Source organism: Dehalococcoidales bacterium (assembly GCA_028716225.1).
In the GTDB taxonomy this organism is placed as follows: domain Bacteria; phylum Chloroflexota; class Dehalococcoidia; order Dehalococcoidales; family UBA5760; genus UBA5760.
Window position 1 is genome coordinate 1 of the sequence record JAQUQE010000012.1, and the last position, 24,017, is coordinate 24,017.

General features: G+C 53.1%; 38 protein-coding genes. 1 reads left to right on the plus strand and 37 read right to left on the minus strand.

All coding sequences use genetic code 11. The features are described from left to right. Positions 1 to 293 precede the first annotated feature (293 nt). The 37 genes from PHI12_07775 to PHI12_07955 all read right to left on the minus strand — a co-directional run bounded on the left by PHI12_07775 (position 294) and on the right by PHI12_07955 (position 23,040). Positions 294 to 1,268: an AAA family ATPase gene (locus PHI12_07775; GenBank protein MDD5510691.1), complete on the minus strand. Its 975-nt coding sequence runs from the start codon at positions 1,266 to 1,268 to the stop codon at positions 294 to 296. Continuing rightward, entirely contained in the window at positions 1,213 to 1,914 is a 702-nt protein-coding gene (locus PHI12_07780) for an ERCC4 domain-containing protein (GenBank protein MDD5510692.1), read from the minus strand. Before PHI12_07780 ends, PHI12_07775 begins: the two co-directional genes overlap by 56 nt. Further along, entirely contained in the window at positions 1,911 to 2,573 is a 663-nt protein-coding gene (locus tag PHI12_07785; GenBank protein MDD5510693.1) for a Dna2/Cas4 domain-containing protein, read from the minus strand. Before PHI12_07785 ends, PHI12_07780 begins: the two co-directional genes overlap by 4 nt. 4 nt (positions 2,574 to 2,577) lie before the next feature. Then, positions 2,578 to 3,498: a hypothetical protein gene (locus PHI12_07790; GenBank protein MDD5510694.1), complete on the minus strand. Its 921-nt coding sequence runs from the start codon at positions 3,496 to 3,498 to the stop codon at positions 2,578 to 2,580. Between the two features lie 16 nt (positions 3,499 to 3,514). After that, the gene (locus PHI12_07795) at positions 3,515 to 3,784 is read right to left on the minus strand and encodes a hypothetical protein (GenBank protein MDD5510695.1); all 270 of its coding nucleotides are present in this window, start codon (positions 3,782 to 3,784) and stop codon (positions 3,515 to 3,517) included. Between the two features lie 2 nt (positions 3,785 to 3,786). Beyond that, on the minus strand, positions 3,787 to 4,044 hold the full coding sequence (locus PHI12_07800) for a hypothetical protein (GenBank protein ID MDD5510696.1): 258 nt from the start codon (positions 4,042 to 4,044) through the stop codon (positions 3,787 to 3,789). A gap of 48 nt (positions 4,045 to 4,092) precedes the next feature. Further along, the gene (locus PHI12_07805) at positions 4,093 to 4,944 is read right to left on the minus strand and encodes a hypothetical protein (protein MDD5510697.1); all 852 of its coding nucleotides are present in this window, start codon (positions 4,942 to 4,944) and stop codon (positions 4,093 to 4,095) included. After that, positions 4,925 to 6,211 (minus strand): DNA polymerase domain-containing protein, encoded by a 1,287-nt coding sequence (locus PHI12_07810; protein MDD5510698.1) that lies wholly within the window; start codon positions 6,209 to 6,211, stop codon positions 4,925 to 4,927. Before PHI12_07810 ends, PHI12_07805 begins: the two co-directional genes overlap by 20 nt. After that, positions 6,204 to 7,469, minus strand: a complete 1,266-nt coding sequence (locus PHI12_07815; GenBank protein ID MDD5510699.1) for a 3'-5' exonuclease — start codon at positions 7,467 to 7,469, stop codon at positions 6,204 to 6,206. The genes PHI12_07810 and PHI12_07815 overlap by 8 nt, the downstream gene beginning before the upstream one ends. Further along, positions 7,469 to 8,110: a hypothetical protein gene (locus tag PHI12_07820; protein MDD5510700.1), complete on the minus strand. Its 642-nt coding sequence runs from the start codon at positions 8,108 to 8,110 to the stop codon at positions 7,469 to 7,471. Before PHI12_07820 ends, PHI12_07815 begins: the two co-directional genes overlap by 1 nt. Next, a complete protein-coding gene (locus PHI12_07825) occupies positions 8,107 to 9,057 on the minus strand; it encodes an FAD-dependent thymidylate synthase (protein MDD5510701.1) in 951 nt (316 codons plus the stop codon). Before PHI12_07825 ends, PHI12_07820 begins: the two co-directional genes overlap by 4 nt. Before the next feature lie 4 nt (positions 9,058 to 9,061). Beyond that, positions 9,062 to 9,328, minus strand: a complete 267-nt coding sequence (locus tag PHI12_07830; protein MDD5510702.1) for a hypothetical protein — start codon at positions 9,326 to 9,328, stop codon at positions 9,062 to 9,064. A gap of 202 nt (positions 9,329 to 9,530) precedes the next feature. Next, positions 9,531 to 9,716: a hypothetical protein gene (locus tag PHI12_07835; GenBank protein MDD5510703.1), complete on the minus strand. Its 186-nt coding sequence runs from the start codon at positions 9,714 to 9,716 to the stop codon at positions 9,531 to 9,533. 5 nt (positions 9,717 to 9,721) lie between these two features. Beyond that, complete coding sequence (locus tag PHI12_07840; GenBank protein MDD5510704.1) at positions 9,722 to 9,907, minus strand: hypothetical protein; 186 nt, start codon at positions 9,905 to 9,907, stop codon at positions 9,722 to 9,724. Beyond that, positions 9,891 to 10,307 carry a hypothetical protein gene (locus PHI12_07845; protein MDD5510705.1) on the minus strand — a complete coding sequence of 139 codons (417 nt, stop codon included), beginning with the start codon at positions 10,305 to 10,307 and terminating at the stop codon, positions 9,891 to 9,893. Before PHI12_07845 ends, PHI12_07840 begins: the two co-directional genes overlap by 17 nt. Positions 10,308 to 10,311: 4 nt before the next feature. Next, the gene (locus PHI12_07850) at positions 10,312 to 11,289 is read right to left on the minus strand and encodes a dUTP diphosphatase (GenBank protein ID MDD5510706.1); all 978 of its coding nucleotides are present in this window, start codon (positions 11,287 to 11,289) and stop codon (positions 10,312 to 10,314) included. Positions 11,290 to 11,424: 135 nt separating this feature from the next. Continuing rightward, positions 11,425 to 12,273: a hypothetical protein gene (locus tag PHI12_07855; GenBank protein MDD5510707.1), complete on the minus strand. Its 849-nt coding sequence runs from the start codon at positions 12,271 to 12,273 to the stop codon at positions 11,425 to 11,427. Continuing rightward, on the minus strand, positions 12,260 to 12,760 hold the full coding sequence (locus tag PHI12_07860) for a hypothetical protein (protein MDD5510708.1): 501 nt from the start codon (positions 12,758 to 12,760) through the stop codon (positions 12,260 to 12,262). Before PHI12_07860 ends, PHI12_07855 begins: the two co-directional genes overlap by 14 nt. Position 12,761: 1 nt before the next feature. Further along, positions 12,762 to 12,974 carry a hypothetical protein gene (locus tag PHI12_07865; GenBank protein MDD5510709.1) on the minus strand — a complete coding sequence of 71 codons (213 nt, stop codon included), beginning with the start codon at positions 12,972 to 12,974 and terminating at the stop codon, positions 12,762 to 12,764. A 100-nt stretch (positions 12,975 to 13,074) separates the two neighbouring features. Then, entirely contained in the window at positions 13,075 to 14,004 is a 930-nt protein-coding gene (locus PHI12_07870) for a hypothetical protein (GenBank protein ID MDD5510710.1), read from the minus strand. Between the two features lie 113 nt (positions 14,005 to 14,117). Beyond that, positions 14,118 to 14,372, minus strand: a complete 255-nt coding sequence (locus PHI12_07875) for a hypothetical protein (protein MDD5510711.1) — start codon at positions 14,370 to 14,372, stop codon at positions 14,118 to 14,120. A 42-nt stretch (positions 14,373 to 14,414) separates the two neighbouring features. Further along, positions 14,415 to 14,807 (minus strand): hypothetical protein, encoded by a 393-nt coding sequence (locus tag PHI12_07880; protein ID MDD5510712.1) that lies wholly within the window; start codon positions 14,805 to 14,807, stop codon positions 14,415 to 14,417. Beyond that, the gene (locus PHI12_07885; protein ID MDD5510713.1) at positions 14,791 to 15,039 is read right to left on the minus strand and encodes a hypothetical protein; all 249 of its coding nucleotides are present in this window, start codon (positions 15,037 to 15,039) and stop codon (positions 14,791 to 14,793) included. Before PHI12_07885 ends, PHI12_07880 begins: the two co-directional genes overlap by 17 nt. A gap of 233 nt (positions 15,040 to 15,272) precedes the next feature. Then, on the minus strand, positions 15,273 to 16,031 hold the full coding sequence (locus PHI12_07890; protein MDD5510714.1) for a hypothetical protein: 759 nt from the start codon (positions 16,029 to 16,031) through the stop codon (positions 15,273 to 15,275). Beyond that, positions 16,028 to 16,372, minus strand: coding sequence for a hypothetical protein (locus tag PHI12_07895; protein ID MDD5510715.1), 345 nt, complete (start codon positions 16,370 to 16,372; stop codon positions 16,028 to 16,030). Before PHI12_07895 ends, PHI12_07890 begins: the two co-directional genes overlap by 4 nt. A 105-nt stretch (positions 16,373 to 16,477) precedes the next feature. Next, a complete protein-coding gene (locus PHI12_07900; GenBank protein ID MDD5510716.1) occupies positions 16,478 to 16,897 on the minus strand; it encodes a hypothetical protein in 420 nt (139 codons plus the stop codon). 5 nt (positions 16,898 to 16,902) lie between these two features. Further along, positions 16,903 to 18,339, minus strand: coding sequence for an ATP-dependent helicase (locus tag PHI12_07905; protein ID MDD5510717.1), 1,437 nt, complete (start codon positions 18,337 to 18,339; stop codon positions 16,903 to 16,905). A gap of 6 nt (positions 18,340 to 18,345) precedes the next feature. Then, on the minus strand, positions 18,346 to 18,495 hold the full coding sequence (locus PHI12_07910) for a hypothetical protein (protein MDD5510718.1): 150 nt from the start codon (positions 18,493 to 18,495) through the stop codon (positions 18,346 to 18,348). A gap of 1 nt (position 18,496) precedes the next feature. Continuing rightward, complete coding sequence (locus PHI12_07915; GenBank protein MDD5510719.1) at positions 18,497 to 20,029, minus strand: DEAD/DEAH box helicase family protein; 1,533 nt, start codon at positions 20,027 to 20,029, stop codon at positions 18,497 to 18,499. Between the two features lie 111 nt (positions 20,030 to 20,140). After that, the gene (locus tag PHI12_07920; protein MDD5510720.1) at positions 20,141 to 20,443 is read right to left on the minus strand and encodes an SWIM zinc finger domain-containing protein; all 303 of its coding nucleotides are present in this window, start codon (positions 20,441 to 20,443) and stop codon (positions 20,141 to 20,143) included. Between the two features lie 15 nt (positions 20,444 to 20,458). Continuing rightward, the gene (locus PHI12_07925; GenBank protein MDD5510721.1) at positions 20,459 to 21,322 is read right to left on the minus strand and encodes a hypothetical protein; all 864 of its coding nucleotides are present in this window, start codon (positions 21,320 to 21,322) and stop codon (positions 20,459 to 20,461) included. Between the two features lie 308 nt (positions 21,323 to 21,630). Next, entirely contained in the window at positions 21,631 to 21,921 is a 291-nt protein-coding gene (locus PHI12_07930; protein ID MDD5510722.1) for a hypothetical protein, read from the minus strand. Continuing rightward, positions 21,911 to 22,129: a hypothetical protein gene (locus PHI12_07935; protein ID MDD5510723.1), complete on the minus strand. Its 219-nt coding sequence runs from the start codon at positions 22,127 to 22,129 to the stop codon at positions 21,911 to 21,913. Before PHI12_07935 ends, PHI12_07930 begins: the two co-directional genes overlap by 11 nt. After that, on the minus strand, positions 22,116 to 22,262 hold the full coding sequence (locus PHI12_07940; GenBank protein ID MDD5510724.1) for a hypothetical protein: 147 nt from the start codon (positions 22,260 to 22,262) through the stop codon (positions 22,116 to 22,118). The genes PHI12_07935 and PHI12_07940 overlap by 14 nt, the downstream gene beginning before the upstream one ends. After that, positions 22,252 to 22,458 carry a hypothetical protein gene (locus tag PHI12_07945; GenBank protein MDD5510725.1) on the minus strand — a complete coding sequence of 69 codons (207 nt, stop codon included), beginning with the start codon at positions 22,456 to 22,458 and terminating at the stop codon, positions 22,252 to 22,254. Before PHI12_07945 ends, PHI12_07940 begins: the two co-directional genes overlap by 11 nt. Beyond that, the gene (locus tag PHI12_07950; protein ID MDD5510726.1) at positions 22,452 to 22,658 is read right to left on the minus strand and encodes a hypothetical protein; all 207 of its coding nucleotides are present in this window, start codon (positions 22,656 to 22,658) and stop codon (positions 22,452 to 22,454) included. Before PHI12_07950 ends, PHI12_07945 begins: the two co-directional genes overlap by 7 nt. 94 nt (positions 22,659 to 22,752) lie before the next feature. Next, complete coding sequence (locus tag PHI12_07955) at positions 22,753 to 23,040, minus strand: hypothetical protein (GenBank protein ID MDD5510727.1); 288 nt, start codon at positions 23,038 to 23,040, stop codon at positions 22,753 to 22,755. A gap of 316 nt (positions 23,041 to 23,356) precedes the next feature. On the opposite strand from PHI12_07955, the gene PHI12_07960 reads away from it, so the two are divergent. Further along, positions 23,357 to 23,995: a site-specific integrase gene (locus PHI12_07960; protein MDD5510728.1), complete on the plus strand. Its 639-nt coding sequence runs from the start codon at positions 23,357 to 23,359 to the stop codon at positions 23,993 to 23,995. Positions 23,996 to 24,017: the final 22 nt, after the last annotated feature.

Genomic DNA, 24,017 nt, shown 5'->3' on the forward strand with positions numbered 1-24,017 from the left:
CTCTGAACGCCTTCCCTGTAGTTGGCCTTGACGGTCGGACCAAACGGGTTGGCGTTGAAGTTCTCGATCATTCCGGCCTTGGAAGCTTCGTAGTTCCTGGCCATGATGCCCGCCCTGTTCTGGAGCTTCGAGGCCCCAGTGGATGCCATCTCCTGTAGAGATCTTGCCATGTTTATCCTCGTAGGTACAGAGCTGCTCTCTTGTATTTATTTGTTGCTGTCGGCAATTGGCGATTAGGTAGCACACCCCGGAGTCCCTATTTAAAGGGGTAGTAGTAATAGTGAGCATACCGATCAACCTTGCCCTGTGCCAGCTCTAGGCTGATACTTTCGGATGATCTGTATTGTGGCATCAACGTCCGCTTTGCTCTCGCACAATCGGGCTACCCTCACCGCCTCTCGTACACTGTTTGAATACCGCTGAACGGATGTCGCGATATATGCAGCAAGCTCTGGCTCCACGCCTGTAGATTTGAGGTAATGCGTGACGACATGGACAAATTGCTGTGGGGTATATGCCGTAAGATGTACAGGCATGAACCGGTCTAGTAGCTCTTTGGGTAATCCTCTTGTAGTATTGGCAGCGGCGAATACCCAACCCATACCAGAGAACGTTTGTGTCAGACTATGCTGCGTCACATGTACCTTACCGCTCTCCATCCAGGTTAGCAATGCAGACAGTTCTTTGCTGGAGTTGATCTTGTCCAACTCGTCTATGATCAGTATTCGCGGCGTTTCAGTAAGTACCTCGCGAATACCTGCTTTTGTCGCACTACCCGCTGTGATTACTGTCGCCCCTAGCGTCTCTAGCGCTAGTAGGAACAGAGACTTAGCGGTTCCTGGTGGACCGATCATGAGGATGTGCACCGGTTTAGATGCCGATAGCGATCGGATGAACAGTCCCTTGAGGTCATCGTACCCTACTATCGAGTTGAATAAGCCTTTTAGGTTATTACCCGACAGTAGGGCGTTCATGGTCTGCTCGCTGGTAGACCGTTCTTCGTCTAGCCGCTTCAGTAATGACTGCGTCTCCTCGGGGTCTATCAGTTGGTAACTCTTCCGTCCGACCTTCTTCACGAACCCCTCTAGTACCAGCTGCTTGACCGGGTGGTATTCAGTCGGTACGTCTAACAGCTGCCACGATACTCTGTACCCTCCGCCAAATGAGCTCTTATCGACTCGGGCCTGCTCCTTAGCTTCGTAGGATGCGATCTTACGGAGCTCTTCGATTAGCAGGGGCTTTGACCTCAGTACATCCAGTTTCTCCATAGTGGAGCACCTCATATATTTTAGTGGCTGTAGACTTGCCGATACCGGGTACCTGGCGTAGCTGGGATATAGGCGCATCGAGTATGCCACGCAATGATCCGAACCGCTCTAAGAGCATGCCTGATAGTTTCGGACCGATGCCATCTAGGCCTTCGAGAACATACCGGACGGTCTCTTCTGGATCCCTGTTCTTTTTGTGGACCCGGAGGGTGAACTCGACTTTCTTGTTGTCTCGGTTCACCGCCCGGTGGAGCTGCTTGAGCATTGCTATAGTCTCGCTCCAACTGTCTGTCCAGTAGACCGGCACGCCCCAAGAGTCTATTACGCTACCCACCGTACCTAGGAGTGCCTGTAAGGGTATACTAGTATCCTCTAGTGCCCCTGATAGAGCACCCTCGATTAGTACTCGTGGGCGGACGTCCTCAGATGCTTTCATCTTTTCGAGTTGGGCGAACAACTGCTTAGACTCTAAGGATGTTACGAAGTTCTTGGCGGTCTTGCGCTCTATAAGGAGTTTCTGCTCGGGACCGACTACTATGAAGTCTCCTGCCCCGAGTGCTCGTACTTCAACTTCTATCTCGGCCTCCTCCAACCTCGGCGCCAGGTCAGCGTGGTTGGTTGCCTCGTTGATGTCGATGATGATCATGCGACATCCTCCGGGTCCAATGGGGGCTGCGTGGATCCGCCGACGAAGCACATCACAGCCGCGGGGCAGTCCTTGCACCACCAACCTACAGTCCGCGGCGGAGGTATGTCTAAGCTGATGTGCTGCTGCATCGTGGTGGCCTTGTCTATCAGCTCTGCCATCACAATGTCTTCAGGCCCTAGCTTGACATCGAACGACCTGATCTTCCCATCAGAGGGGTTCACGTACAGGACGACGGCGCCTTTGACGTCCATGCCCTTTTGTCGGGCTAGCACGGCATAGAAGTTGAGCTGCTTCTTGACGTAGTCGCTGGCGCCGGTGTGCTCAGTGAAGCTCATCTTCTTGTCGTATATGATCCCGTTGGCGAACTCGTCTATGGTGCCTTTAACCCCCAACCCGTCGACTTTTATTTCGTGACTGTTTGGTAGGTGCGGGAACAGAGGTATTGTGTGCAATAGAGTTCCCGTTAGCATCCTGAAGACGGTCTCCGGCTTGAACAGCTCTGGGTGGTACTTCTGGAGGTAGGACTGCCTGAGACAATATCCTACAAGGTCGGTAACGTGTACCTCGCCACTACGATCTTCGTGATGCCACGCCCGGAAGAAGGCCTCGTAGACTGCCTCCTCCCCGATGTGGCAGGCGTCACTACAGTACGCCATTCAATCACGACCAGAGTACGATGCCGTTCTCTATCCGGCCTCCGACGGCTGCTAGCAGGTCCTCCAGTGGGGTCTTCAGCTTCTTCCTGGAATGCCACTCTTGCAGGTCCACGAGCTTGACGCCATCTTTGAACATCTTCTTCATCTGCTCAAGCTCGCCCTTCTCCTTGGCGTCGGTCGGTGCCTTCGCTACAGGAAGTTCGGGTGCCTTTGCCGGAGCAGGTGCCGGAGCAGGTGCTGCGTCTGGTGCGAGCTTGACTCCTGCCGCGGTGATCAGCTGTCCGAGCGGGGTCTGCAGCTTGTTGGTCTGATGCCACAACTGCAGAGACTGTAGATCCAGCTCTTTGAACTGCGCTGCCATGGTCTGTAGCTGAGCTACTTCCCTGGCTAGGTTGTCGGTCTGCTGCTTGGGTACCAGGGTATCGGGCGTCTCAACCTTTTCAAGGTTTGAGACAGTGAATGACCCGTCCTCTTTCTGCTTACCGTTCAGCTTCACCGTGGCACCTTCGAGGTTACCATGCTCCTGTACGAGCTTGGGGCCGAGCGATATCTCTATATCCCCGGTGTTGTCTCCGAAGACATACCGGTGGAACGTCAGCTGTACTGGTATGACTGGACCATGCTCTCTGCACTGACCACCATCTACTTTCTTACTGCACTGAGGGCATCCCTCGTAGCTGAAGTCTTGCATCAGAGGGCCCACGATACCCTCCAATACGATGAACTTCCCTACCTGAATGTCAGCGATCGTTGCTGGTGTCCCCTTGATCCCCAGGATGGAGGTCATAGGTACTTCCACTCGCTTGACCTGCTTCAGGTATAGCTGTAGGACTACCTTCTCGTTGTTCTCAAACTGTGGGTACGTCTTATGTGCCCACGCCTGCACGTCTTCCTTTTTGACGCCTGCCTTTTGGTATATGTCCACGGTTTCACCTCTGTCATCACTTAGTAATAGATGACTGTAACTCCTGGATGACTCCGATCCACTTAAGGTCGAAGTTAACTTGCTCGGTGACCTCCTCTATCCTCTTCGCCGTTGAAGACAGATCCAATGCCGAGTCTGATCCCTCTAGCTTAATATAGTTTAAGTACTGTTGTGCCTGCTGCAGTTCCCCTTGCCGTAGGACTGCGTCGAAAGTAAACAGGCGCATGAGACGATCTAAATCATCGGCTGTAACCTGTTGTGATAATAAGACTGTCTCGCCCGGCATTCTTATTTCTCCATCATGTCCATTGCCATGCCCATGGCTTCTACATAGTCTAAGAACACGCGGATGGCATCCCTCTTGGTCTGGGCCTCGGTCAATTTACCTTGTGCTATGGCTATGTCTCCGGCAGGCGCACCTTCTTGAGCTCGTAGACAGTCTAGCTCCCCGCCTAATAGGGCAGTCCTCGTTTGTAGCGCATGATGTTCTCGGCGCAGTACGTCGAGCACATGTGGCCGAGCCTCCAATATATTCACGTCTGGCACCTCTTACACCTCTTCACTCTTTAATTGGTATATAAATGTCGTCGTATTTCATTCGAGATTGTCGTACTTAACTTGATAGTTGATGGAGGGGTAGAACTCACAGAATCTCTGTTTTGTTGGATCATACGGGCATAGGTCCATACCCTGTACATTCATGCAGGTGTAGCAAGCCATTCCGGTACGGACCATGTGTGTGATCTGCTGCCTCGTTATGCCCGCCTTGTAGTCTTTAGCATTTTGGGCGAAGACCGCATCTATACTATCCGGTGAGTACCCGGACCTTAATAGAAAGGCTACCATGTGCAGGCGTTGCCGGTGATCTAGTTCGCCTGTCTCCTGCAACTCACTCAACGCATTCGTTATACAAGCAGGCCATAGCTGGTTATATATACGCTGAGTTGGTGCTGGCCGTGGAGCCACCCTGTCGAACTCCTTAAGTATATTCGGTAAATCCGGGTTTTCTGCCAGATCGCACTCCTGATAGAACGGGCAGATAGACTGTTGTAATGTAAACCCTGGGTTGACTGGGACGCACCATAGCAATGTCTTCGAGTGCCTGGTGTATGGTGTTCTCGCCATCTGCCTGGGCCCGGACATTACATTGGCGTCTATCACTTGTGGTAAAGACTTGATGAACATTCCAACAGCCGTACCAGGTGATGATAGCTTTACGGGGGGCATGTCTAAGTAGTAGTGAAACCCGCGTCGGCCACTGAAGTACTTACGGTAGTCGATATGCCGGTCGCGTAAATGCGATTCAAGTATGCAGGCCCTGCGGTTAGCCTCACCGAAGTCGGAAGCGTCTATTTCAACGAAGATAGTGTCGACCAGCTTACTGTCTATCTGCCTGTCACAATAGACCGAAGTAAAGCAGTCTACTCTATTCCTGTTCCGGATCATAAAGTCCAGGTACTGCTCCTTGGACGTCGCCCTCGATCGGGGTTTCTGTATATCCCTCGGGAACTGCTCCGGTATCGTCTGGAACCGCAGGTGGCTCTCTAATGCTCTCGCTACTGACTCCGTCATAGTCAACACTTCCGAATGATAACAAAGTTGTTTGGTTACGGTCAACCCCGGGTGTAATCCCTTTGAGCGGTCGACCAAGAAGTCGTTCGATCATGTCCAATAGTTTCTGAGCGTAATAATCATAACCGCTCTTCTGTATGGGGGGTATCACGTCCGGGTGAGCGGGGTCTATCGGTATTACTATAGGCTTGTGATCCTTGCCGATGCCGGATATAACGAAGCGGACGGTATCCCCGGACCTGAACCCCGCTCGCTCCTGTAACATTTTCGCTGCTTTGACGTGCGGGGGTTCAGTGGGGTAATCTTCTAACCGGGCCTTGTTTATGGCCTTAGCCAGTACTAGATCCTTGTCCAGTTGACCCGCATACATGTCTTGGATCAGCTGATTAACGTAGGTAGTGATCTCTGACTCATCACCAGATGCGATAAGTATCTCTTGCACTTTTAGCTGGCATTGCTTCACCACTTCTGAAGCATCGCCGCGCTTAGCCTCGAACCCTACTAGTTCGGTCTCCTGACCGAACTCCCCGTCCTTCCAGATCCGTTCCCCTCGGTACTTCTTTTTGGATGATGTGAACAGGCACTTGGCATAGACCTTCTCTGCATCAAGTACCATACAATATTTATCTGGGTCTACCCCCCACTTAATACCACAATAGTTGTAAATTGCATTAGTAAGCCCGTCTGCTATGCTCGGGAAGTCTAGACATAATCGGAATGCGTCAACCGGTGTCTTGGAGTACATGAACACCGAGTCTGTATCTGAGTAGACGATCTCGTAACCCATCTCCCTAGCTAAAGCGAACGTAGTGTTGATCAGGTACTGCCCCATGCCTGACACGGAGTTGAAGAACTGCTCATTAAAGAATCGAGTTGACTCATACCCTGACACCCCATAAGCAGACACCATTAGCAGTTTGTTGGAGCCCTGTTGAGTGTTGCGAGCCATGTATTCTGCAGATGAAGGATTGAGTTGCTTCATCTCCTTGCGGAGCTTGGACCGTTGTTCGCCCAACTCTTGCAGAAGACCGGCATAGATAGGGGGTGCTACTAACTCTCGTTGTAATAACGTATGGACGAACCCGATGTACTCCCGCATATCTAGTGGAAGTAGTGTGTCCAAATTTACATCGTTAGCCATCGTTGTCCCCCAAGAACGTAAGGTTTATCCACGTATTTAAATCCAGCTTCGACCTTTTCCATGCCTGATACAGGCTCACAAGCTCGGGGGAGAGTTCGAACGATCTCATGATGCTCGGATACAGACCCGAATAGTCCATTACGAGGACGTTATCGTATACTCCTGCAGTTGGTTCGTACGTGAACCCGCCTATGAGATTGGCCTCCTTCTTGGTCCTACGGGGGAATACTAACCGGGGTGCGTGTGCCAACACGCCTCTCATCAGCATGTGCTCCCACACTTTAGTCATTAGAGGGGTGTCTCGGAGGAGGATGGGTGTCCGCTCACATATTTGAACATAAGGCGCACATAGATTCAGTAGGGAGTCCAGCTTCAGCACAAGCTTCGAGTCTTGCATATTATACTCGCGTAGCTTGACCCGATCGCCTTTGAAACTCTCCCACATCTCCTGCGGGGTCATCGGAATCTTATTTGACTCCACATCAACTCCGAAGTGCTGCTTAGCGACGGCCTCTAGGCTATACCCTTCGCCACCGTACCCGAGAATGGCGATCTTCCTGTAATTCATCATGGCGTCTATCTCTTGTATACCGAAGGTACTGAACCGAGCGTTGAGCTTCCTGGCTCTGTTACGCATATACGTCCAGTCGAACTTCTTCAAGTTCCACCCGGTGACCATGTGATACTTCTGCTTGAATAACCTTTGGATGTCCCCTAGGACCATCAGCTCGTTATCATGACAGAAGAAGTACTCTTTACCATCATTACCTACCACGGCGGCGGATAGGATTTGGTGCTCTGCCTTGGTCTCGTCCGGAAACCCGTGCAGAGCTTCGACTTCTATATCTAAGTAGGCCCTGTCCTTTATGGGGCACTGCTTTATGTTACAATCGAGCATAACTCGATCGACGAATGGGACATCGGACTCGAAGGTCTGTATTCGCATATCTTCCAGGTAGTCTCTGAACCCCGGTTGGTCCCTGCGACCGATATCCTCTATTGATTGGCAACTGATCTTGACCAGCCTCACCCCGGTGGTAGACAGGTAGGGTCCCTTCTCTACGTCAGCGTGGAATTGTTTCAGTCCGCTCTGTATGTACCCTAGGTGCTCAGCTGGTGCAAAGAAATAAGGTTGAAAGGGTGGATCGACGATGCGTATGCTCTTGTCTTCAGCCATGTATTTCAACATGGTCTTCCGACCGTCACCGGTACCGGTGGTGATCGCTTCTGCGTCGAGCCAACGTTGGGGCAACGCCATCAGAACCTAAACTCCTTCATGAAGTCCAGTATGGCTTCTAGGTCTGCCTGTCGTACGTGCAGGTTACTGGTATGCCAGTATACCCTACCAGCACTGATGCCCTTTGGGTCTGTAGCGGCCTTGTACACGTCCTGGATAGTGCTTATCTCTCCCCGCTTAATCTTAGCGTTGTAGAGACCTTGGAAGAAGCGCAGGTGCTCGTTTTGGGCATACCAGTCGAACGGGAATGCGTTCCATAGGTCGGACGATCGCATGAACACATGCAGGTCCATCCTTTCATCCTGGATCATGGGCTGGTACGCTAGTACACAGTTGACGTGCCCGCTCGCTCCATCCCACCACCAATCCGGCTTGTAGAAGATCTCCTGCCGACTACAAGGCTCGTCCTCCATTGTGCGGAGGAAGTGCCTCAGTGCCTTTGCCTTGAAGTTGGACTGTATGTAGTCCACTCTGGCCTTACCGAGGTACTCATTGAACTGCCTGAAGCACTGGAAGAACGCTGGGTCCTTGTACTCCGAGTAGAAAGTGTCCGGTACGATGGCCAGGTACTGCTGACCGCGGATGGTCTGTAACACACCCCGAGCACTTACGTACTCTAGTAGGGTCCTATAACCGCCGGTACTGCCTATGTCGACTGTCATTGGAACCACCTCCGATCTGACTGCTTGGCGCGTTGGACTACTTCGTCCCATTCGTCTGGGTTGGGTATGTCTACCCCCAGTTGAGCACGTAGCCGTTCAGGTGTGGTACAGCTGGTGTTCCACGTGGCGTACTCGTACTCGTCTGTCCGGGGCCACCTACCGCAAGACTTGAACAGGCAACCGAAGCATTCCGAGATACTGTAGCTCTTAGCGTACAGACACTTCTTAGAGAAGTCACAGGCCGGGCGCATATAGGCACCTAACAGAGGGAACATGTCCTTGATCCGCTGACGTATCAACCACGCGACGGCTACTGTGTCAGCCTGCTCGTGGAACGATAGGCGCTGGGAGCAGAAGTCCTGGAAGGCTCTGTAGTTACCAGACATCGTGAACCTCCACTCAACCCCCATGGGCATGATCGCCCTGGCGTTCTGCCAGTTGTGGTTGCCTTCCTTGATCATCTTCTCGTACAGGTCTTTGGTCTGACGGAAGATGTGGTAGACCTCCTCGTGGTATTCGCCCATGTCTTCTGGCAGGAGCAACGCTGCGTCCAAGTGGTTATTGTCCCTCATGCCTACAGACCCGAATGCCATTGCTCTATGCCTAGCTATCTGGTCGAAGGATGAACGAGAACACCCTTCTACGGCGAAGGTAAAGTTGATCGCCTCCAGGGCTGATGGTAAGGTGTTGCGTGATAAGGCAGCATCCACCACTATCAGCCGCCCTTCGGGGGTGGCTTGTTTCCACCTGTCCCCCCACCCTTCTCTGCTACCCCATGTTGCGGAGGCCACTTCGTATATAGGCCTGTACGGGTTGTCCGGATATCCTACCATACGGACCTTTATGTGTGATAGGTCTGTATGTATGATGTCCGATCGCTCCGGGTTCATGGTGGGCATGGTCCCCATCATGGTCCGCATTGAATCGATCTCTTTTTTTCTGTCCATCTACTCAGTCTCCTGGGTCTGCATCATGTGGTGTTATTATCAACCACAGCTGCCCGTGCTCGTCTTCTGCTAGCTCTGCATAGGCGTGTTGCGGTATGCCCATGTAGTCGAAGTAGAACCCGAGCTCACCATCGTCTCCGTAGTTGCCTGTCCGAAGCGCCAGTCCTTCTATTAGTACGTCGATGACAACGAAGTCATCTGACGGTACTCCTTCGGAGTTCTCTAACATTTCCCCGAACTCGTCAGCATAGCAGACGTGCACGCGGTTCATGTAGGTTGACTGGTGCTCCGGCCATACCCACGGAGCCCTTTGAGTCTTGGGGCATGTCACATCTACACGATGCACAGCCCCCAAGTATCGTCCGCCCCTGTAGCCCTGCACGATCCTATCCTTGTATGGGCCAGTCACGTCGACCTTAGGGATGTGAAAGTTCTTATGGTCTCTAGGGGGTACGCTCATCATAACACCTGTATTAGACGAGCGTCACATACTCCTCTACGATCTTGATGACCTCATCGCGCTTCTTGGCGTTGAAGCACCTTCGGGCCATCTCCCTCGATTCGATCTGTTGTCCGGCATCTTCGAGCGCCTTCCTGGCAGCTCTGACCAACCCACCTATACCGTGTGGGTCAGTCGGTCTCTTTACTTCTGGCTTCATAGTATCTACTCCATGTCGACGTACTCGCTGATCTTGGCGAGTGCCTCATCGTACGAATGACACTGTTGTACAGCGTCACACATCTCAGTCGCTCTCTCGGGCTGGCCGGAATCTTTCAATGCTCGGCTAGCCCGCCCCATTATGGAAAAGATGTTACCATCCTCCCCAACCACTTTAATGCTTGGGTTCATTGTTGTCCTCCCTCTTGTGTCCTCGAATGTTGTAAGGACCGTAAGCCCAGTACTCGATCCCTTGTCCGCCCGACCAGGCGGAGTTGTCGTCGAGCTGGATGAACTTAGTAGCCGTCATCACCAGGCTACCTCTGACCGTGATCTTTGCCCCGATCGGGTTTGATGCCCGCCATTCTCTGCACCACTTCATGAGCTGTTTCCTACCGAGCTTCCTAGCAGCTACCCTTCCTAGACTACGAGGCGTTGCTAGTGGTACTTCGTACTGCTGTTCGACCAGGAACCCACCATACCGTATTATCAGCAGGTACTCAACATCCTCATACAACCGTACCTCGCTGGAGAATCTTCGTATGAAGTTCATTGTCTTGGTGCTCTTGCCTACCCCGTCTATGCGTGCCATAAGATCACCCGAGGTACTTCTGTATCAAGCGCTCAAGCCCTAATACTCGGATGGCGCCGGAGTGAAGGTCTAGCCACTTGTTGTAAGGCCTGTCAACCAGATACCCCTGTATGCCATTCGCAGCTGCGTTGTTAATCGCGATAGGATCATCATCTACCAGGGCTATTGCTCTAGGAGCCTCCTGGTGTAGCTTCAGGGCCTTATCCCTGCCCCAAAGGAACGCATCGTATGGGAGTTCGTGATCGGCCATCCACTCTATGGCATCAGCTTGTGTCCGTTTGTACTCTTTGTATGGCCGGGCGGACATGATCACGATTCTGTACCCTCTGTTTTTCAACTGCTCCAGGAACGGCTTGGCATACGGGGTTGGTTCAGCCCACATACACTCGTAGCCACCATCCCTGAACTCGTGCTTCAGTCTGATGTGGTCTTCCTGGCTGATAGGTAGCCCGCCTGGCAGTGTACCGACGAAGTCCCTTATCGTGAACGATGTACCCAGCCTGTTATTGACATAACTTATCCAGTTATCTGGGTAGTTTGCTAGTACCCCATCAAGGTCAACGGCAACGATTCTAACTGCGGGGTCAGTCTTCCAGAGAGCTAGCTTCTGCTCCCACATATATCGTTGCTCAACCACCTCGGACTTGAGGATGAAGTACTCGAAAAAGTCAGAGGATGTGATGCCGAAAGAGTCTAGGGTGTTGATTAGGAACTTAAAAATATCAACTCCCTCCTCGAGTATGCCAGACTTCGAGGGTTCGGGCTTGTTGAACCTGAATGCCCGCCAGTCTCCCATGGCATCCAATAGTTCAGTGTTCTCTGTGAACATGCTCAAGACCATGTCTTTAGCATGTGGTATCACTTTGGCAGTGTCGTTAGGATCGATGAACTTCCTATTGAACTCTACCTGCCTTTTCCACATTTCTTTGAGTGTATCCGTGTTCCTCCCTCCACCGGTTCTATAGCCCCACAGTAATAGCACAGGTGGGGTCCTCTGTGATTGGGTTTACCATTACAGAAATGAGTTGTCGATTCGAGATTGGTGTTCTTGGCACAACGTCCCCACCGGTGCCCACACCTGGTGGGTGCGCCTATCGGCCTTCTACGGTCGCCTTTATCAATAGCCACGAGCACCAAGCTCCCGTATGTCTTTCAGAGCATCCTTGAATAAGTACCCATTCTCCCACTTGGCCCACCTACCAACCCGTGGTATTCCTTCCCACGGTACTGGTGCGGACACTAGCTTACCATACTGGAAGATCTTTTCCCCTGGTAAGTCTAGGGGGAGGTAGGACTCGACCACTACCCAGGGTTCCATCCACTTAGTTATCCTATGGGCCTTACAGTCTAGAAGGTACAGATACTCGTAGTCTGTATCATATATGTTAACCGGGAACAAGTCCGCCGGGGCTTTAGCTATGTGTATTGGCTTGTATTGGTAGCTCAACGGCTTGCACCGGAGCTTACTCATAAGTGGGGCTGGTAGAGTGCTGATGATCGTGCTGGCTTTGTATGTTGCGAATCTACACCTAACACGATCTTCGCTGATTCCTAATACCTCGTCCCCGATTATCCTATCGCCACACCAGGCATGTAATGACTGATACAACTGCTCCATAGTCACCTCGTATATCTGGTGACTACCATCCGCATGCTTGGCGGCGTATTCTGGACTCATGTCCCTATTGTACGTCCGTTGGTGATATTCTGATAGTACCGCAGTGGTCGGCGGCTCTACCCGCTTACCCTTGAGGTACCCATATTGAATAGTCCTGGTGCCTATCTGAAGGCCTAAACTGGCCAGCAGCTCCGAGGACAACGCTGAGACGTGAAGGTAGTACGGACCTTCAGATAGACTTGGAATGTGTGGGGGTGTGGATATGACCTGGTAGTCTTCAAAGTAGTATGCGGCAGCCAACCCGGTTATCCCGCCGCCTAGGATGTACTTACCCTTAGTGCTTGACATCGTTGATCACCGAGGGTATCCAGTCGCATATCGCCTTCACACACTGATAAATACTGTATTGGTCTGTCTTGATACGCAAGATAGGATAGTGTGTACTCGCATAGTCCACTAGGCGATCGTACTCCTTTTGCTGCTCTTGCTTATGCTTGTCTTCCCAGTCCCGCTCTAGCCAGACGAATGCAGTATCTTTAGGTACCATCGCCCAATCTCGTCGAGGCACTTCTCCTGTGCGACACAACAGCTCGTCGTATGCCCACTGACTCACGACGGGCATACGATCGATGAGCATGTCTATCCTATCGAATGGCACCTTGTTCAGTATGCTCATTTGCTCCAGGACAAAGATGTCGTGGTGCCCCGCGGTAACTCTGAACTTACGAACAACAGGGTCCCTGGTGATCGCCGGGATACCCGTACGCTCTGCAACTAATGATATTAAGGTTGATTTACCAACGCCAGATGGTCCTTCAAATGCGATTAAAACCATGTCACTTACCTCCCGGTCCTATCATCCTGGTGTAGTGTAACATACTACACAGTGGGTTCTCGCAACGGTACTTAGCCATGGGCTTACCGTTTTCCGGACTACGAGCCTTGCCTAAGAGCCTCGCCGGTTTATGACAGAACGGACAGAACTCAATACCACCCGGGATGTTGGTATTTACTAACGCCGGTTTCCTATATGCTGCATCCCCGCTCATTGTTGTCCTCCTATTATACTATGTACCAAGAGATGCGGATATCGGTATATAAAAGGGTACCATAGATAGTTCGATGATTACGAACTATCTAGGTGCTGGCCTAAGAGAGTTTGTATGCGTAGTACATTACATCATCTACCATGAAGCCGGCTGGAGCTTCATTAGCTGCCCCTATCATTTTGGGTATACCCTGCTCTTCGACGAGCATTTCACGCAGGGTTGCAGTCTTTCCCAGGGAGTCGATCAGGGCTTCGAATATGGTGTTCTGATCGCCTGTTGGTATACGTTTGAGGGCCTTGATAGCGGTGGATGGCAGCTCGGTGAGCTTGATGATCTTCTCCGGCTCCAGCTCTGATAGGTTGTCGAGTGCGACTTCGTCGAGATATATGTCGCGACTGACCTCCGTGAATATGATCCACCGAGGGTGTGTGCTCTTCTCCAGGGCTTCGATCAATGTCTCAATGTGCTCCGCGGCGACCATGTTGAAGTTGTAGGTGCGAGCACTTCCATTCTCCCCGGTACGTTCTATGACGTCGGAGACTACTTCCAGATCAGCCGGTTGCTCCGATGGGGCTCTACCGCATTCGAGTATCATGACATCCGTATCATCCCTGGCCCGACCAGTGATGACTAGAGCCCTACACCAGCCGTTGAACACTTCTATCTCGGCTAGCCCAATCTGGTCGTTATCGTCACCACTGTCGAGCTCTAGTATGAACCCGTGAATGACCTCTCCGTCTGGTAGTTCGTAGTCGACCATAGGCCCCATAACACCGTCGAGCCCAACTAATTCAATGCTGGTAACATTGAAGTTCTCGACCTGTAGATCGGGATGTCTGCCTTCGGGGTGTGCGTCGTATATTAATACGACGTCTATGGTATCGCACCCTTCGGTATCGGCGGATTGGGGTTCAGCCCTGGGTTCACCCGGGGTGATGATCACGTGTGTGACTACCCCCGCGTACAGGTGTCCGTATAGGCCTGATATGTTCTCGTTGATCAATCGATCAACTGCTATCTTGTCGTCCATCTTACTCCTCCAACTGTATGATCTTGAAGCGCGGACGTTGCTTAGTCCTATGCCGCACCTCCACCTCTATTGGAAGGCCACACTCAACACAACCACCTTCGTAGATGGTTTTGTTAATGTCGCCTTGCCAGTCTCTCTTCGACAGCTCGTTTAGCTGCCCGCAACCGGGGCAATGTATTTTCATGTCTCCTCCCCTTCCAGGCTAGGCGCTTCCAGTACGGCTGGGCTTCAATGTAGCACTCTTCGCACAATATGACCCCATCGTATTGCCACCCCTTTGCCACGACCACACCGCAGTCGTGACAAACGAATACGGGGGAGCTACTTACCAGGTCCGGCCTCGGCAGGTCTATCAGTACCTTGTTCATGGTTCCCTCCGTATTACGTACAGCCTTGGAAGTATATATAGTTCAGAGATACTCGGAGAAGGAGCCCTCCGCGTCTTCGAGCTTCTCCTTGGCGTGGTCCAGTGCCTCCTCGGACAGTTCATCGAACTCGGATTTATCGACCAGCTCGCCCAAGTCCTCTTTAGCCCCCTCAAGAGAATCCGCAGCATCACTTAGGTTGCTGGCCTGCTCAGCTAGCTCCTCCTGCTGTGTCAGGTTGGCAACATTGCCTGATCGATCCTCCAGTTCCCCCGACAACTCCCTGAGCTTGTCCATGGCCTCGGATAGGGCCGAGTCCGTACTGTCCAGCATCTCTTTGCTGCACAGCTGGTCTTCCAGCATCTGATCGATGTTGCTATTTGCGTTATCTATGCTCTCTTGCACCTCATTGAGTATTTGTCTATCTTTTCTGTTCACGTACACCCCTCCGTATCCTACGGATGTTCGTTCGTAGTGTTTCATCAGCCCAAATTCCGGCAGCATGGGGGCGGATGTGACCGTCCTTGGTTATAGCCGCCTTGTTGGGGTCAATAACCAGGACACCCCACTCAGTCCGCAGCACCAGCAATCCTCTTGCCGTTGCTTCGTCGTGAGTCTTAGGTACTTGCAGTTCTGCCATACTCCCCCCGTCTACCACGGCTTCGGCCATGGGCGTTCTGCTCCTTTCGGTGCAGGCGTGTATCCCATGGAAGTGAGACATTGCACGAAGAACTTGTGCGGGTCACCCCCACACGGGTTGTTCTTCCTCTTGTAGGAGATGGTAGTGTTCCCGTACTTGCCTCTGAGGATGATGTGGTCCTTATGCACGATCGCTCCTCGCTCCTTAGTTAACTCCGAACCGGAGTTCGGAGGGTTCCATCGCTCTCTTGCCATATTATCGCCTCACAGGTCCTGCGGCGTCAAGTCCGCCGCTCCACAGTTGGCCAGCTTGAACATGACACTCCCGCCGGACTCTTTCGCCCTGTGCTTACGGAGGAATGCCTCTCTCACTGGTCTGTCGGTCGCTGGTATGGTAATCTCGATGATGATCTTAGGTATGTATCCGAACGCCCTACCACCGATCGTCGGTGTCTCTGACTTCGTGCCCATTGAGGACTGGATTACCGATGCCGGCCAACTACTCGCCGTGGCCACACAGTCATACTGGATGGACAACCGCCTCAGAGCTAGTAGTTCCTGGTCCAATTTGCCCGTGTACTCAGATAGAGTTAGTAACTTGTCACGAGCGTCCGCACGTATGACTATCCCCCGATAGATGGCAGTCATAGCGTCCGCAGCTACCAGAAGGCACTTGTGCCCCTTCTTTTTGAGGCTGTCTTCCAGTCCCATGATGGCCTTATGCTGCTCATCGAACGTGGAGGGGTTCCAATACATTAGGTGCTTCCTGATCTCCTCCGGGTCTAGTCCCATCGCTGTCCATATCTGTGCTGCACGGTCGAAGTCGAACCCACCATCACCGTCGATCACATAGAAGTACTCGTTATGAGCGAGTGGCTTCGCCTTGGCTATGAGTCCTATCGGGATGTGAGCGGTCAGGGTTGTCTTCCCTGCCGCCGTCTGCCCGTAGAACAGGTGTAGGACCTTGGTCTCATAGCCGCCAAACAGCTCGTCCAAGGCTTTAACTCCTGTCGGATATATCACTTCTGTGGTCCCTCCTTAGGTCCTTCCCGTACGCTGGCGTGACCGCCGGCGTCATATTCTATCAGGGCCGAGTCACCGTTGGGTGCAGCGATCTTGGTGATCCGCCCCTTGTCCCAGTCGAACCGGTACCCAGCCTCTTCGTGTACGGCCAGGTTCTCCTCTGGAGACACGAACTCGTCCTTCGGCAAATGCGGACTCAAGAACTGTTCCACCCTCCCTCCGCCGCAGTAGATACACACAGAATGTGTGCTGCTGGGTAAGGTCATCGTGGTGAGCAGTTCGTGGTCCCTGTGCTTGAATATCCACCAACCGCGGGCCGGAGCATTAGGGCAGTCAGTCATTTACTGCCCCCGCTAGTAGCTGACCCAGTTCAATCAGCGTGTTGGTGTTCGTGATTACGCCCCCCGCGACCTTCATGATCGCATCTGCCTCTTGTCTTGTCATTTCTATCGCCTCATGGCCTCCGCCCTGTTGATGTTCCTCTGGCATGACCTGCATGCCTTACCTTTCTTGACAACTGCATCGGCACACGTCGGGCAGAGCTCTAGGTCTGTCAGGTCCACAGTATCGGCCCAATAGACAGTGGCTTGGATGCCCATGTGCTCTAGCTCTCGAGTCAGCAGCGTTACGAACCCTTCGGCACTCATGTACTGCCCACCTGGTTCGTGATGTGCTGCCTTGATGCTTAGCACCTCTTCGGCCTCGACAGCCTTGAAGTATGCTAGGCGTATAGCATCTTCTTTGCCCGGAGGGGCAAGTACGACGAACCAATCGCAGTCCTCACCATCCAGGACATAAGCAGCCCTCTTCGTTGGTCTAACTCTCTTATGTCCATCGGTGGCTCTACCGATCTTGGGTCTACTCATGCCTATCACTCCATGTAGCACATGACCAGCTCTTCCTTTGCCCTGGTCATGGCGACGTACTCCAGGTTACGCTCCTGCTCACCCTGGAACCCCTTAGGCAGTATCAGCCACACTACCCGCCTAGCCTCAAGACCCTTAGCCTTGTGTATTGTGGATAGTAGGACCACTCCCGCTGTGTCCCTGATGTCGCTGAAGATAGAGTGGATAGACGTTATCAGCTCCTCCACGGTGGAGTGCTCACAGGCCAACTCCTTGATCGTGTCGACCTTGTCGTTAATTACTCCCTCCGCTGTCATACGCCTGCTGGGCTTGTCCCGGTACTGCACTTCTATCTTCTTCAGCTCGCGCTCCCGGTAGGAGGAGACCTTATCAAGTAGGTCGTCAATGCTGAGGGGCTTGAGCTTGTTGATCAGTGCTATCAGGCCAGAACCGATGTCACGCCCCTGTATCTTGACTGGTGTACCTGCCCTGATGAAGACATACGCAATCGAGACCAGTGGGGCGTTGGTCCTACACAGTACCATGTCACCGGGTGATGCTTTGAAGTCTCGCCCCGATATCTCTTTGACCAACCCCTCTGGGGCTTGTGGTAGTGCTTCGAAATCAGGCACTATCCTCTTGGCCAGGGCGACGATCTTCTTAGGGCAACGGTACGTCTTGTTCAGTGGGAGCTCTAAGACCTTACGACCAGTCGATGTGAGATGTGCCTCCATCGTATCCATGGCAGTACTGTCCGCACCCCTGAATGCGTAGATCGCTTGTGCCGGGTCTCCTACGAAGCAGACGTGCCCATGTCGTGCACACCGCTGTACCAGTTCCATCTGACAGGCGTTCAGGTCCTGAGATTCGTCGACGAACAACCAGTCGTACTGTGGGTACCTGTCGAGGTTCATGACCACCGGTAACCAGATCATGTCATCGAAGTCGATGGTGCAAGTCCTCCCAGGCACTGGTATACAGTCTGTCAGGACCTCACGGACTACGTCGTACAGGCGTTCCGAATCATCCGGTATGTCTATACCGAATACATAGCAGAGCTCTATCATCACTTCGTCCGACGGGTCTGCCAGGTTGTTCTTGATCAGCCCTACCAGTTTGATGATAGGCGATATCAGGTCCTTCTCCTTCTCGTTCAGATGCGCCTTAGCTAATAGGTACACCTTGTCCGGGTCCAGGTCAGGCCTGTAGCCTAACGCTGAACTCAGACATGCTGCCCCCAAGCTATGGAGCGTCTGCACTCTCACGTGTGGCGGTGCCTTAGTGGCAAGGTCCTTGACGATCGCCTTGTTGAAGGCTATAAACCCTACACGGCCTTTGGCTGGCCCGCAGGCATGTAGGATGGTCGTCGTCTTACCACAGCCGGCTCTGGCTGTAACGCGAACGTCACAGTCGTTCCTAGCCACAGCTTCTACTACCGCTTGCTGTTGCGTGGATAGATCCATTTTCGTTCACCTCTGTGTTATGAGGCCGTACGTACACAGCCTCCATAACTTGCATCGTGGGCCTATACAGTCCACCTCTATTATCTCTACCTCATCGAGGCCCGTGCTCTCGACAGTAGTTAAGAATGGGCATATTGTGCCCTCATCGTCGTCCATGTTACCTCCTATCCGCCTGGGGCACCGTCCCCCCTCTCCCATCTCGGTGCCCCAGGCTTTGTTGTTCATCGCCAATCCAAGGTGCTAGTATCGCAGCGTCGGGCTCTTCCAGCTCCGTAGTTGATTTAGAGTCCTTACGCAGCTTACCCAGCCGCTCAACGGTCACCGGATTCAGTGACCCTAAGTAAATAGTATCGAACCCCATCTTGGTCAGCAGTTGGCCCGACTGGGTGAGGTACACTGTACCCCCGCCCTTCTTCTCTGCCACCCACCTTTGTGCAGCGTTCAGCTCTGCATCGGGAACGTTGACGTACTTCCTACCGCTTGGGGTGTGGAAGAAGACATTACCATTGTGATCCACCGAGAAGGGCCAACCGGATAGTCTGATGATACACCGCTGGCCGAACTCTAACTTCGGTCGATCCGGAGTAGGCGTGGCGGGCCCAATATTATCCAAGGTGGCCGTAGAACTAGTAAACCAGTCGTCAGTGAAGCGAACTAACTCGCCCCTTATGCCTGTATTGACCAGGTCATGATCGCTAGTGTGCTCAGCCAATAACCAGTATACCTTAGCCGTTTTGCCCGGCCTGAACCTTACCATGCGACCCATAGTCTGAATCTGGTTCCTCTCTGTCAATGCCGATGAAACCACGATGCCCATAGTCGTGGTGGGGTCATTGAATCCCTCCTTTAGCATCTTGACAGACAGACAGACCGATACTTGGCCTGAAGTGTAGAGCCCCAGGCTGTCCTTCGAACCTACACGCTGAGCAAAAGGAATACCTACCTCCTGTAGGCGTAACGCTATCTGTTTAATCTGATCGACCCGCTCCGAGAAGACCATGATACGCTCGTCGGGGTTGGCCATGATAAGCTCTACGGTGAGGTCTACCCTCCTCTTGAGCATGTATACATACGATCGTCTCTTCATGATGACTGCCATCTTGTGGGGGACCTTCTTTCCTTCCTCCTCATCGCGCAGTACCTGCTTGACCTGGTTGCTCAGTGCCTTGTACTCGGCAAGTTCTTGCCCGGTCATGGGGAAGAGCATGTATACGACCATGAAGGGTGCAACGTTGGCTTCGGCCCAGGAGATGTCAATGAACACTGGTCCGATAAGTTCGCTGGAGTCCTCTGGCGTAGCCGATAGACCTAGCACGTGTTTGACCCCGAAGCGGAGTATCTGCCCCTGTACAGGGGTCTGGGATGCATGACACTCATCAGCCACGAGTAGGTCCACGTGTAGGCCCTCGGATAACAATTTGACTCCAGTGAAATAAGTGACGATGTTCAGCCGGCATAGACCTATGCCAGTTAGTTCCCTACGCCACTGGTCCTTGATTGCATCTGTGGGAGCGCATATCATGACGGAGGCACCCGGGTGTTCATCAACATAATGTTCGATCACCCGGACCCCAGCCAACGTTTTGCCGGCGCCTGGCACAGCCTTGATAATGCCACGGCAGCCCGTCTCTATCCACTTGGAATAAGCGATAGTCTGCCACCCATAGTCGTCTTCTATGTCCGGCGCCATACCCTCGGCCATCCATGGGCATCTACGTATATAAAGAATAGTGACGATAGCTCGGATTGTTCGAACCATCGTCTAGAAAAAGTTGGGCCCGTACCGGGGTGACGGTACGGGTTAGGCCACGTCCTTCCGGTTCAGTAGGAGCGTGCACACCTCCATCTCGCTGAGTGCCCCCTTCAGGTTACCCGACACCACTGCTGCGATCAGGTGCTTGCAGAGCCTCTTCCTCGTGATGAAGTCGGGGCAGCTGCACGTCGCCTCGTCGGGGTTGATGTAGACGGTGTAGCCGCTCACCTCCCCCCAGACAGCAATAGAATCCCCCCGCTCGCCATACATGTGCCCCACATGGCACTCGTATGAGTCAAGGTATCGGTTACCGAGGGCGGCCAGGAGCTCAGCGCTCATAGCCTCGTTCATGGCCGCCTAAATTGTTTACTCCTTCTTGAGGAGGGTGACGGTCTCGACCTTGGCCAGCTGGATCATCCCGGCCTTGTCCATCTTGCCGATCATGGTCCTGACCATGACCCGGGCCCTGTTCGACTCGGATGGGACTTTCTCCCTGACCGCGTCGATGAGCTCACCCAGCTCCATCTCGCCTTTGTTGGCCTCGAGGAGGTCTATGACCGCCTGCTTGACGGTGTTCTTCGGGCCGACCGGCTCGCCCTTGCGTACCTTGGCGTTGGCCTTCTTGATCTTGTCGACCTCCATCCACTCCTCCTCAGACGCTCCCTCGAGCAGCTTGACCCCGTTGATGTACCTGTATCCACGGTACTTCCCAAAGTCCTGAGAGAGCGGGATAGGATCCTCGAACACGCTGATTGCGCCGGTCACTTCGGTCTTGTCCTCCCTTGCTACGAAGGACCTCATGTCGGGCTCGGACACCAGGTAGGTTCCACCCGGTACGAGGTAGCCGCATCCCCTCTGGGGGAAGTCGCCGATCTCTCCGAGCTTTATCTTCTGGATGGGCAGGTCCGTCGACCCTAGGTTCACGGAAACGTCCCCCACAGTGAGTATCCCCGCGATGGTGAACTCCGCGAATATGTACCCCGCAACGTCGGGGTCGGGTTCCTCGTCCTTCTCTGCTCCGGGCCTGACCTCGTGAGCCAGGAAGACCTTGGTCTTGTTGGGGATTATCCCTGCCGGGAGTCCGCCCCCGAACCTCTTGCTCACGCCCATAGCCAACGCCTCTTCGATGAACGCCTCGGGCGTTGGGTAGTTCTTCGTTCCGACCCATGCGACCATGTCGAGGGCCTGAACCTCCGGCTTGGTCGTCTCTGCCTCTATCTCTTCAGCCATTGCTTACACCTCTAGGTGACCCTTCGGGCCACGCTACTACAACTGCACCAGGGTATTTAAAGTCAACCACCCGTTCGTTCGAATAAGTCGAACTAATTCAGGGCCACCCCCAATGGTGGTGGTAGACCCCCCTCGGACGGCGGGTGGGGCTAAACGCCCAGCAGTCATCACGCGTACTCACTCTATAAGCAGTATATAAAGGCCCCACAGAAGTAGTTCGGCTTTTCCGAACTAAAATACCCCCCAAACGATCGCCAGGGACCTCCCATGCGAAAGGGGTTATGAGGCGGCCTGTCGGCCGCTACGGCCTAGTGGTCCCCGAATATATCCTCCAGAAGATTGTGCACAGCCTCCGCCTTAGAGGGGTCATCCAAGACGATCGCTACCACACCGGGGTCGAGAGCCTTACGGGCCTGATCTACCCTCCAGATTGCGCCCCGGACTAAGTTGTCCAGCGTTAGCAACTTCTCGTTCAGGTAGACCGGGGAGGGGTCCTTACGCTGTGTTAGCTCCTTGATGATAGCCTCCCCGGTCTCTTGGATGAACCGTTGGTTATCCAGGAGCCGTTGGATGTGATACCCCACCTCGTTAGTTTCCATCGGCCTTCTCCTCCCTGTTCTTCTCCTCTGCTCGGAGCATTCCCAGGAAGAACTCCTGGCGCATGTCTAGTCCGGTGTACTTCTGCACCACTATCATGGCGTCCTTAAGCTCCCTGACGTTCTCGTCGCTCATCTTGTCCACTAGCTTGCTGGCGTCCCCCCAGGTCTTCCCTGCGTAGTACTCTTTCTGGAACTCAGTTGCGTCCATGTCCTCCCCTCACTATGTGTAGTACTGCCTCCACTTTAGCCTGGAGGCGGGCTCGCTCTATGTCGTCCTTGCACCCTCCCAGAGCGAATTGTAGGTCGCTCAGGTAGTCCAATACCTCTCGCTTACTCATCATTATCCACCATCTCCGTTACCTCGTCGTCGTCTGTTGGTGTGACGAGGAACATCCCTCCGCACGCTGAGCACTCAACGGCGTACTGATCGATTATCTTCCCCCCGTGCATACTAGGTCTCGGTAGCGATGCTACTACCTCGGTGTGTGCCCCACACCTGGGGCAGAACACCAACTCGTCTCTCAGATCGTCTACCATACTCCCATCCTCTGGGCAAGTGTACTGAGCATTGTCTGAAAGTCGCGCTTCTCACCGTAGTCTCTGGCACACTCCATCGCCATTTCCTCGCCCGCTCCGTTAAGGTAGTAAGCGAGGAACTGTCTCTCAGCCTCGGAGAGATAGACGATCGTCGTGGGTGCCATGTAGGTGAACTTCTCGCACTGGCACCCTTCTTCCACGCAGGCCCCGTGGCCCGGTTGGACTGTGTTCTCGTGGTCGCTACGGTCTCGATCGCCTAGGTGACCACATCTACATACGGCAGGTGTGTCCATCTCACTCACCCTTCACTAGCAGCACGGGGTAGTCGGTAGCATCGTCTCGTATCACGTGGTCGAACTCATCACAGTCGACTGGAGGTATGATAATGATCACTCCACCAGACTCGCTTATTCTGGCGCCGTTACTGGGTATCACCTCTCCCACGTGTACTTTGGTCTTACCTCCTGTATAGAAGACTAGCGTAGCCTCCAACCCGATGGTATCATCGTCTGTCTTTACGGGCCGGAGCTCGATCGTCTGCACCTTAGGGTACTTCTCCGTAACGTACGGCAGGGGTACCATCGGCTCCTCTATGTTGTCTTTCTCCATGTCTATCTACTCCAGGCACCGGGTGGTGTTATGGGTATGGGCTATGCCCTTTGCCTTACCCGCCCACCGGATGCTCGTTGACTTATTCACATGTGATATATAAAGCTTTTCGCTTTTTCATTCGACTTTTTCGAACAATCATTGTTTTCCATAAGTAACAAGCTTGTTATTTGTATTTCATTTACTACTATAGATTATGAAGAGCCTATAGGTCGGATTTATTGCGCTGCAGCTGCAACAGCCTTTGAAAACGGTGATCTATATATACAAAATACCCCCTACTATGATCATGAGTAGAGCGCTTGGGCAGAAGTCTACTAAGAGGGTCATACCGCGCCAAACTACTTGGGAAATCATCGAATCACTTAACGTCCGCAATGCGGCGATGGTAGCTATGCTTCATTTGACTGGCGGTCGTGATGGTGAAGTCCTCGCCCTAACCCGAGAAGATCTGCGTAGAGAGGAGGACTTCATGATGGTCAACCTACTGACGGAAAAGCGCCAGGAGAAAGACATCCACCGCCTGATCCCAGTACCGCTCTGTGACGAGTTCATGGAGCCGGTAGCGAAGTATGTTCATACGGTCAAGAGTGGTCTGCTCTTCCCGATCACCACTACCCGGTGCTGGCAGATCTGTAAGGAACATGGGTTCCACCCGCATGAGTGGCGCCATACTCGCCTAACTGAAGTAGCACCGTACTTCGCAAACGACATGGACATAGACCGGTTCGCTGGATGGAAGTTTCCGGGGATGAAGGCCACCTACGTTCACTTGAGGATGGATCATCTTAAGGACCCCTTAAGGTGCTGCTCGTACCTGTCGGACACAACTAAGAAAGATCGTTGGTTAAAGGCTCTGAAGCTAGCACCGATCGACTCGGAGATTTGGAAGAAGTACCCACAGTATCGCCCTTATGGTTACGCCTGATCCCCGGGTCACAGGCCCGAAA

Coding starts and splice junctions, on each gene's coding strand:
- PHI12_07905 (MDD5510717.1), bottom strand. CDS start 18,339: ATGGATCTATCCACGCAACAGCAAGCGGTAGTAGAAGCTGTGGCTAGG.
- PHI12_07930 (MDD5510722.1), bottom strand. CDS start 21,921: ATGGAAACTAACGAGGTGGGGTATCACATCCAACGGCTCCTGGATAAC.
- PHI12_07960 (MDD5510728.1), top strand. CDS start 23,357: ATGAGTAGAGCGCTTGGGCAGAAGTCTACTAAGAGGGTCATACCGCGC.
- PHI12_07885 (MDD5510713.1), bottom strand. CDS start 15,039: ATGGCCGAAGCCGTGGTAGACGGGGGGAGTATGGCAGAACTGCAAGTA.
- PHI12_07895 (MDD5510715.1), bottom strand. CDS start 16,372: ATGACTGACTGCCCTAATGCTCCGGCCCGCGGTTGGTGGATATTCAAG.
- PHI12_07855 (MDD5510707.1), bottom strand. CDS start 12,273: ATGTCAAGCACTAAGGGTAAGTACATCCTAGGCGGCGGGATAACCGGG.
- PHI12_07795 (MDD5510695.1), bottom strand. CDS start 3,784: ATGCCGGGCGAGACAGTCTTATTATCACAACAGGTTACAGCCGATGAT.
- PHI12_07805 (MDD5510697.1), bottom strand. CDS start 4,944: ATGATCCGGAACAGGAATAGAGTAGACTGCTTTACTTCGGTCTATTGT.
- PHI12_07910 (MDD5510718.1), bottom strand. CDS start 18,495: ATGGACGACGATGAGGGCACAATATGCCCATTCTTAACTACTGTCGAG.
- PHI12_07775 (MDD5510691.1), bottom strand. CDS start 1,268: ATGGAGAAACTGGATGTACTGAGGTCAAAGCCCCTGCTAATCGAAGAG.
- PHI12_07915 (MDD5510719.1), bottom strand. CDS start 20,029: ATGGCGCCGGACATAGAAGACGACTATGGGTGGCAGACTATCGCTTAT.
- PHI12_07875 (MDD5510711.1), bottom strand. CDS start 14,372: ATGAACAAGGTACTGATAGACCTGCCGAGGCCGGACCTGGTAAGTAGC.
- PHI12_07810 (MDD5510698.1), bottom strand. CDS start 6,211: ATGGCTAACGATGTAAATTTGGACACACTACTTCCACTAGATATGCGG.
- PHI12_07900 (MDD5510716.1), bottom strand. CDS start 16,897: ATGAGTAGACCCAAGATCGGTAGAGCCACCGATGGACATAAGAGAGTT.
- PHI12_07835 (MDD5510703.1), bottom strand. CDS start 9,716: ATGAAGCCAGAAGTAAAGAGACCGACTGACCCACACGGTATAGGTGGG.
- PHI12_07840 (MDD5510704.1), bottom strand. CDS start 9,907: ATGAACCCAAGCATTAAAGTGGTTGGGGAGGATGGTAACATCTTTTCC.
- PHI12_07955 (MDD5510727.1), bottom strand. CDS start 23,040: ATGGTACCCCTGCCGTACGTTACGGAGAAGTACCCTAAGGTGCAGACG.
- PHI12_07780 (MDD5510692.1), bottom strand. CDS start 1,914: ATGATCATCATCGACATCAACGAGGCAACCAACCACGCTGACCTGGCG.
- PHI12_07945 (MDD5510725.1), bottom strand. CDS start 22,458: ATGGTAGACGATCTGAGAGACGAGTTGGTGTTCTGCCCCAGGTGTGGG.
- PHI12_07935 (MDD5510723.1), bottom strand. CDS start 22,129: ATGGACGCAACTGAGTTCCAGAAAGAGTACTACGCAGGGAAGACCTGG.
- PHI12_07860 (MDD5510708.1), bottom strand. CDS start 12,760: ATGGTTTTAATCGCATTTGAAGGACCATCTGGCGTTGGTAAATCAACC.
- PHI12_07845 (MDD5510705.1), bottom strand. CDS start 10,307: ATGGCACGCATAGACGGGGTAGGCAAGAGCACCAAGACAATGAACTTC.
- PHI12_07785 (MDD5510693.1), bottom strand. CDS start 2,573: ATGGCGTACTGTAGTGACGCCTGCCACATCGGGGAGGAGGCAGTCTAC.
- PHI12_07920 (MDD5510720.1), bottom strand. CDS start 20,443: ATGAACGAGGCTATGAGCGCTGAGCTCCTGGCCGCCCTCGGTAACCGA.
- PHI12_07820 (MDD5510700.1), bottom strand. CDS start 8,110: ATGACAGTCGACATAGGCAGTACCGGCGGTTATAGGACCCTACTAGAG.
- PHI12_07925 (MDD5510721.1), bottom strand. CDS start 21,322: ATGGCTGAAGAGATAGAGGCAGAGACGACCAAGCCGGAGGTTCAGGCC.
- PHI12_07815 (MDD5510699.1), bottom strand. CDS start 7,469: ATGGCGTTGCCCCAACGTTGGCTCGACGCAGAAGCGATCACCACCGGT.
- PHI12_07825 (MDD5510701.1), bottom strand. CDS start 9,057: ATGGACAGAAAAAAAGAGATCGATTCAATGCGGACCATGATGGGGACC.
- PHI12_07830 (MDD5510702.1), bottom strand. CDS start 9,328: ATGAACCGCGTGCACGTCTGCTATGCTGACGAGTTCGGGGAAATGTTA.
- PHI12_07870 (MDD5510710.1), bottom strand. CDS start 14,004: ATGGACGACAAGATAGCAGTTGATCGATTGATCAACGAGAACATATCA.
- PHI12_07940 (MDD5510724.1), bottom strand. CDS start 22,262: ATGATGAGTAAGCGAGAGGTATTGGACTACCTGAGCGACCTACAATTC.
- PHI12_07865 (MDD5510709.1), bottom strand. CDS start 12,974: ATGAGCGGGGATGCAGCATATAGGAAACCGGCGTTAGTAAATACCAAC.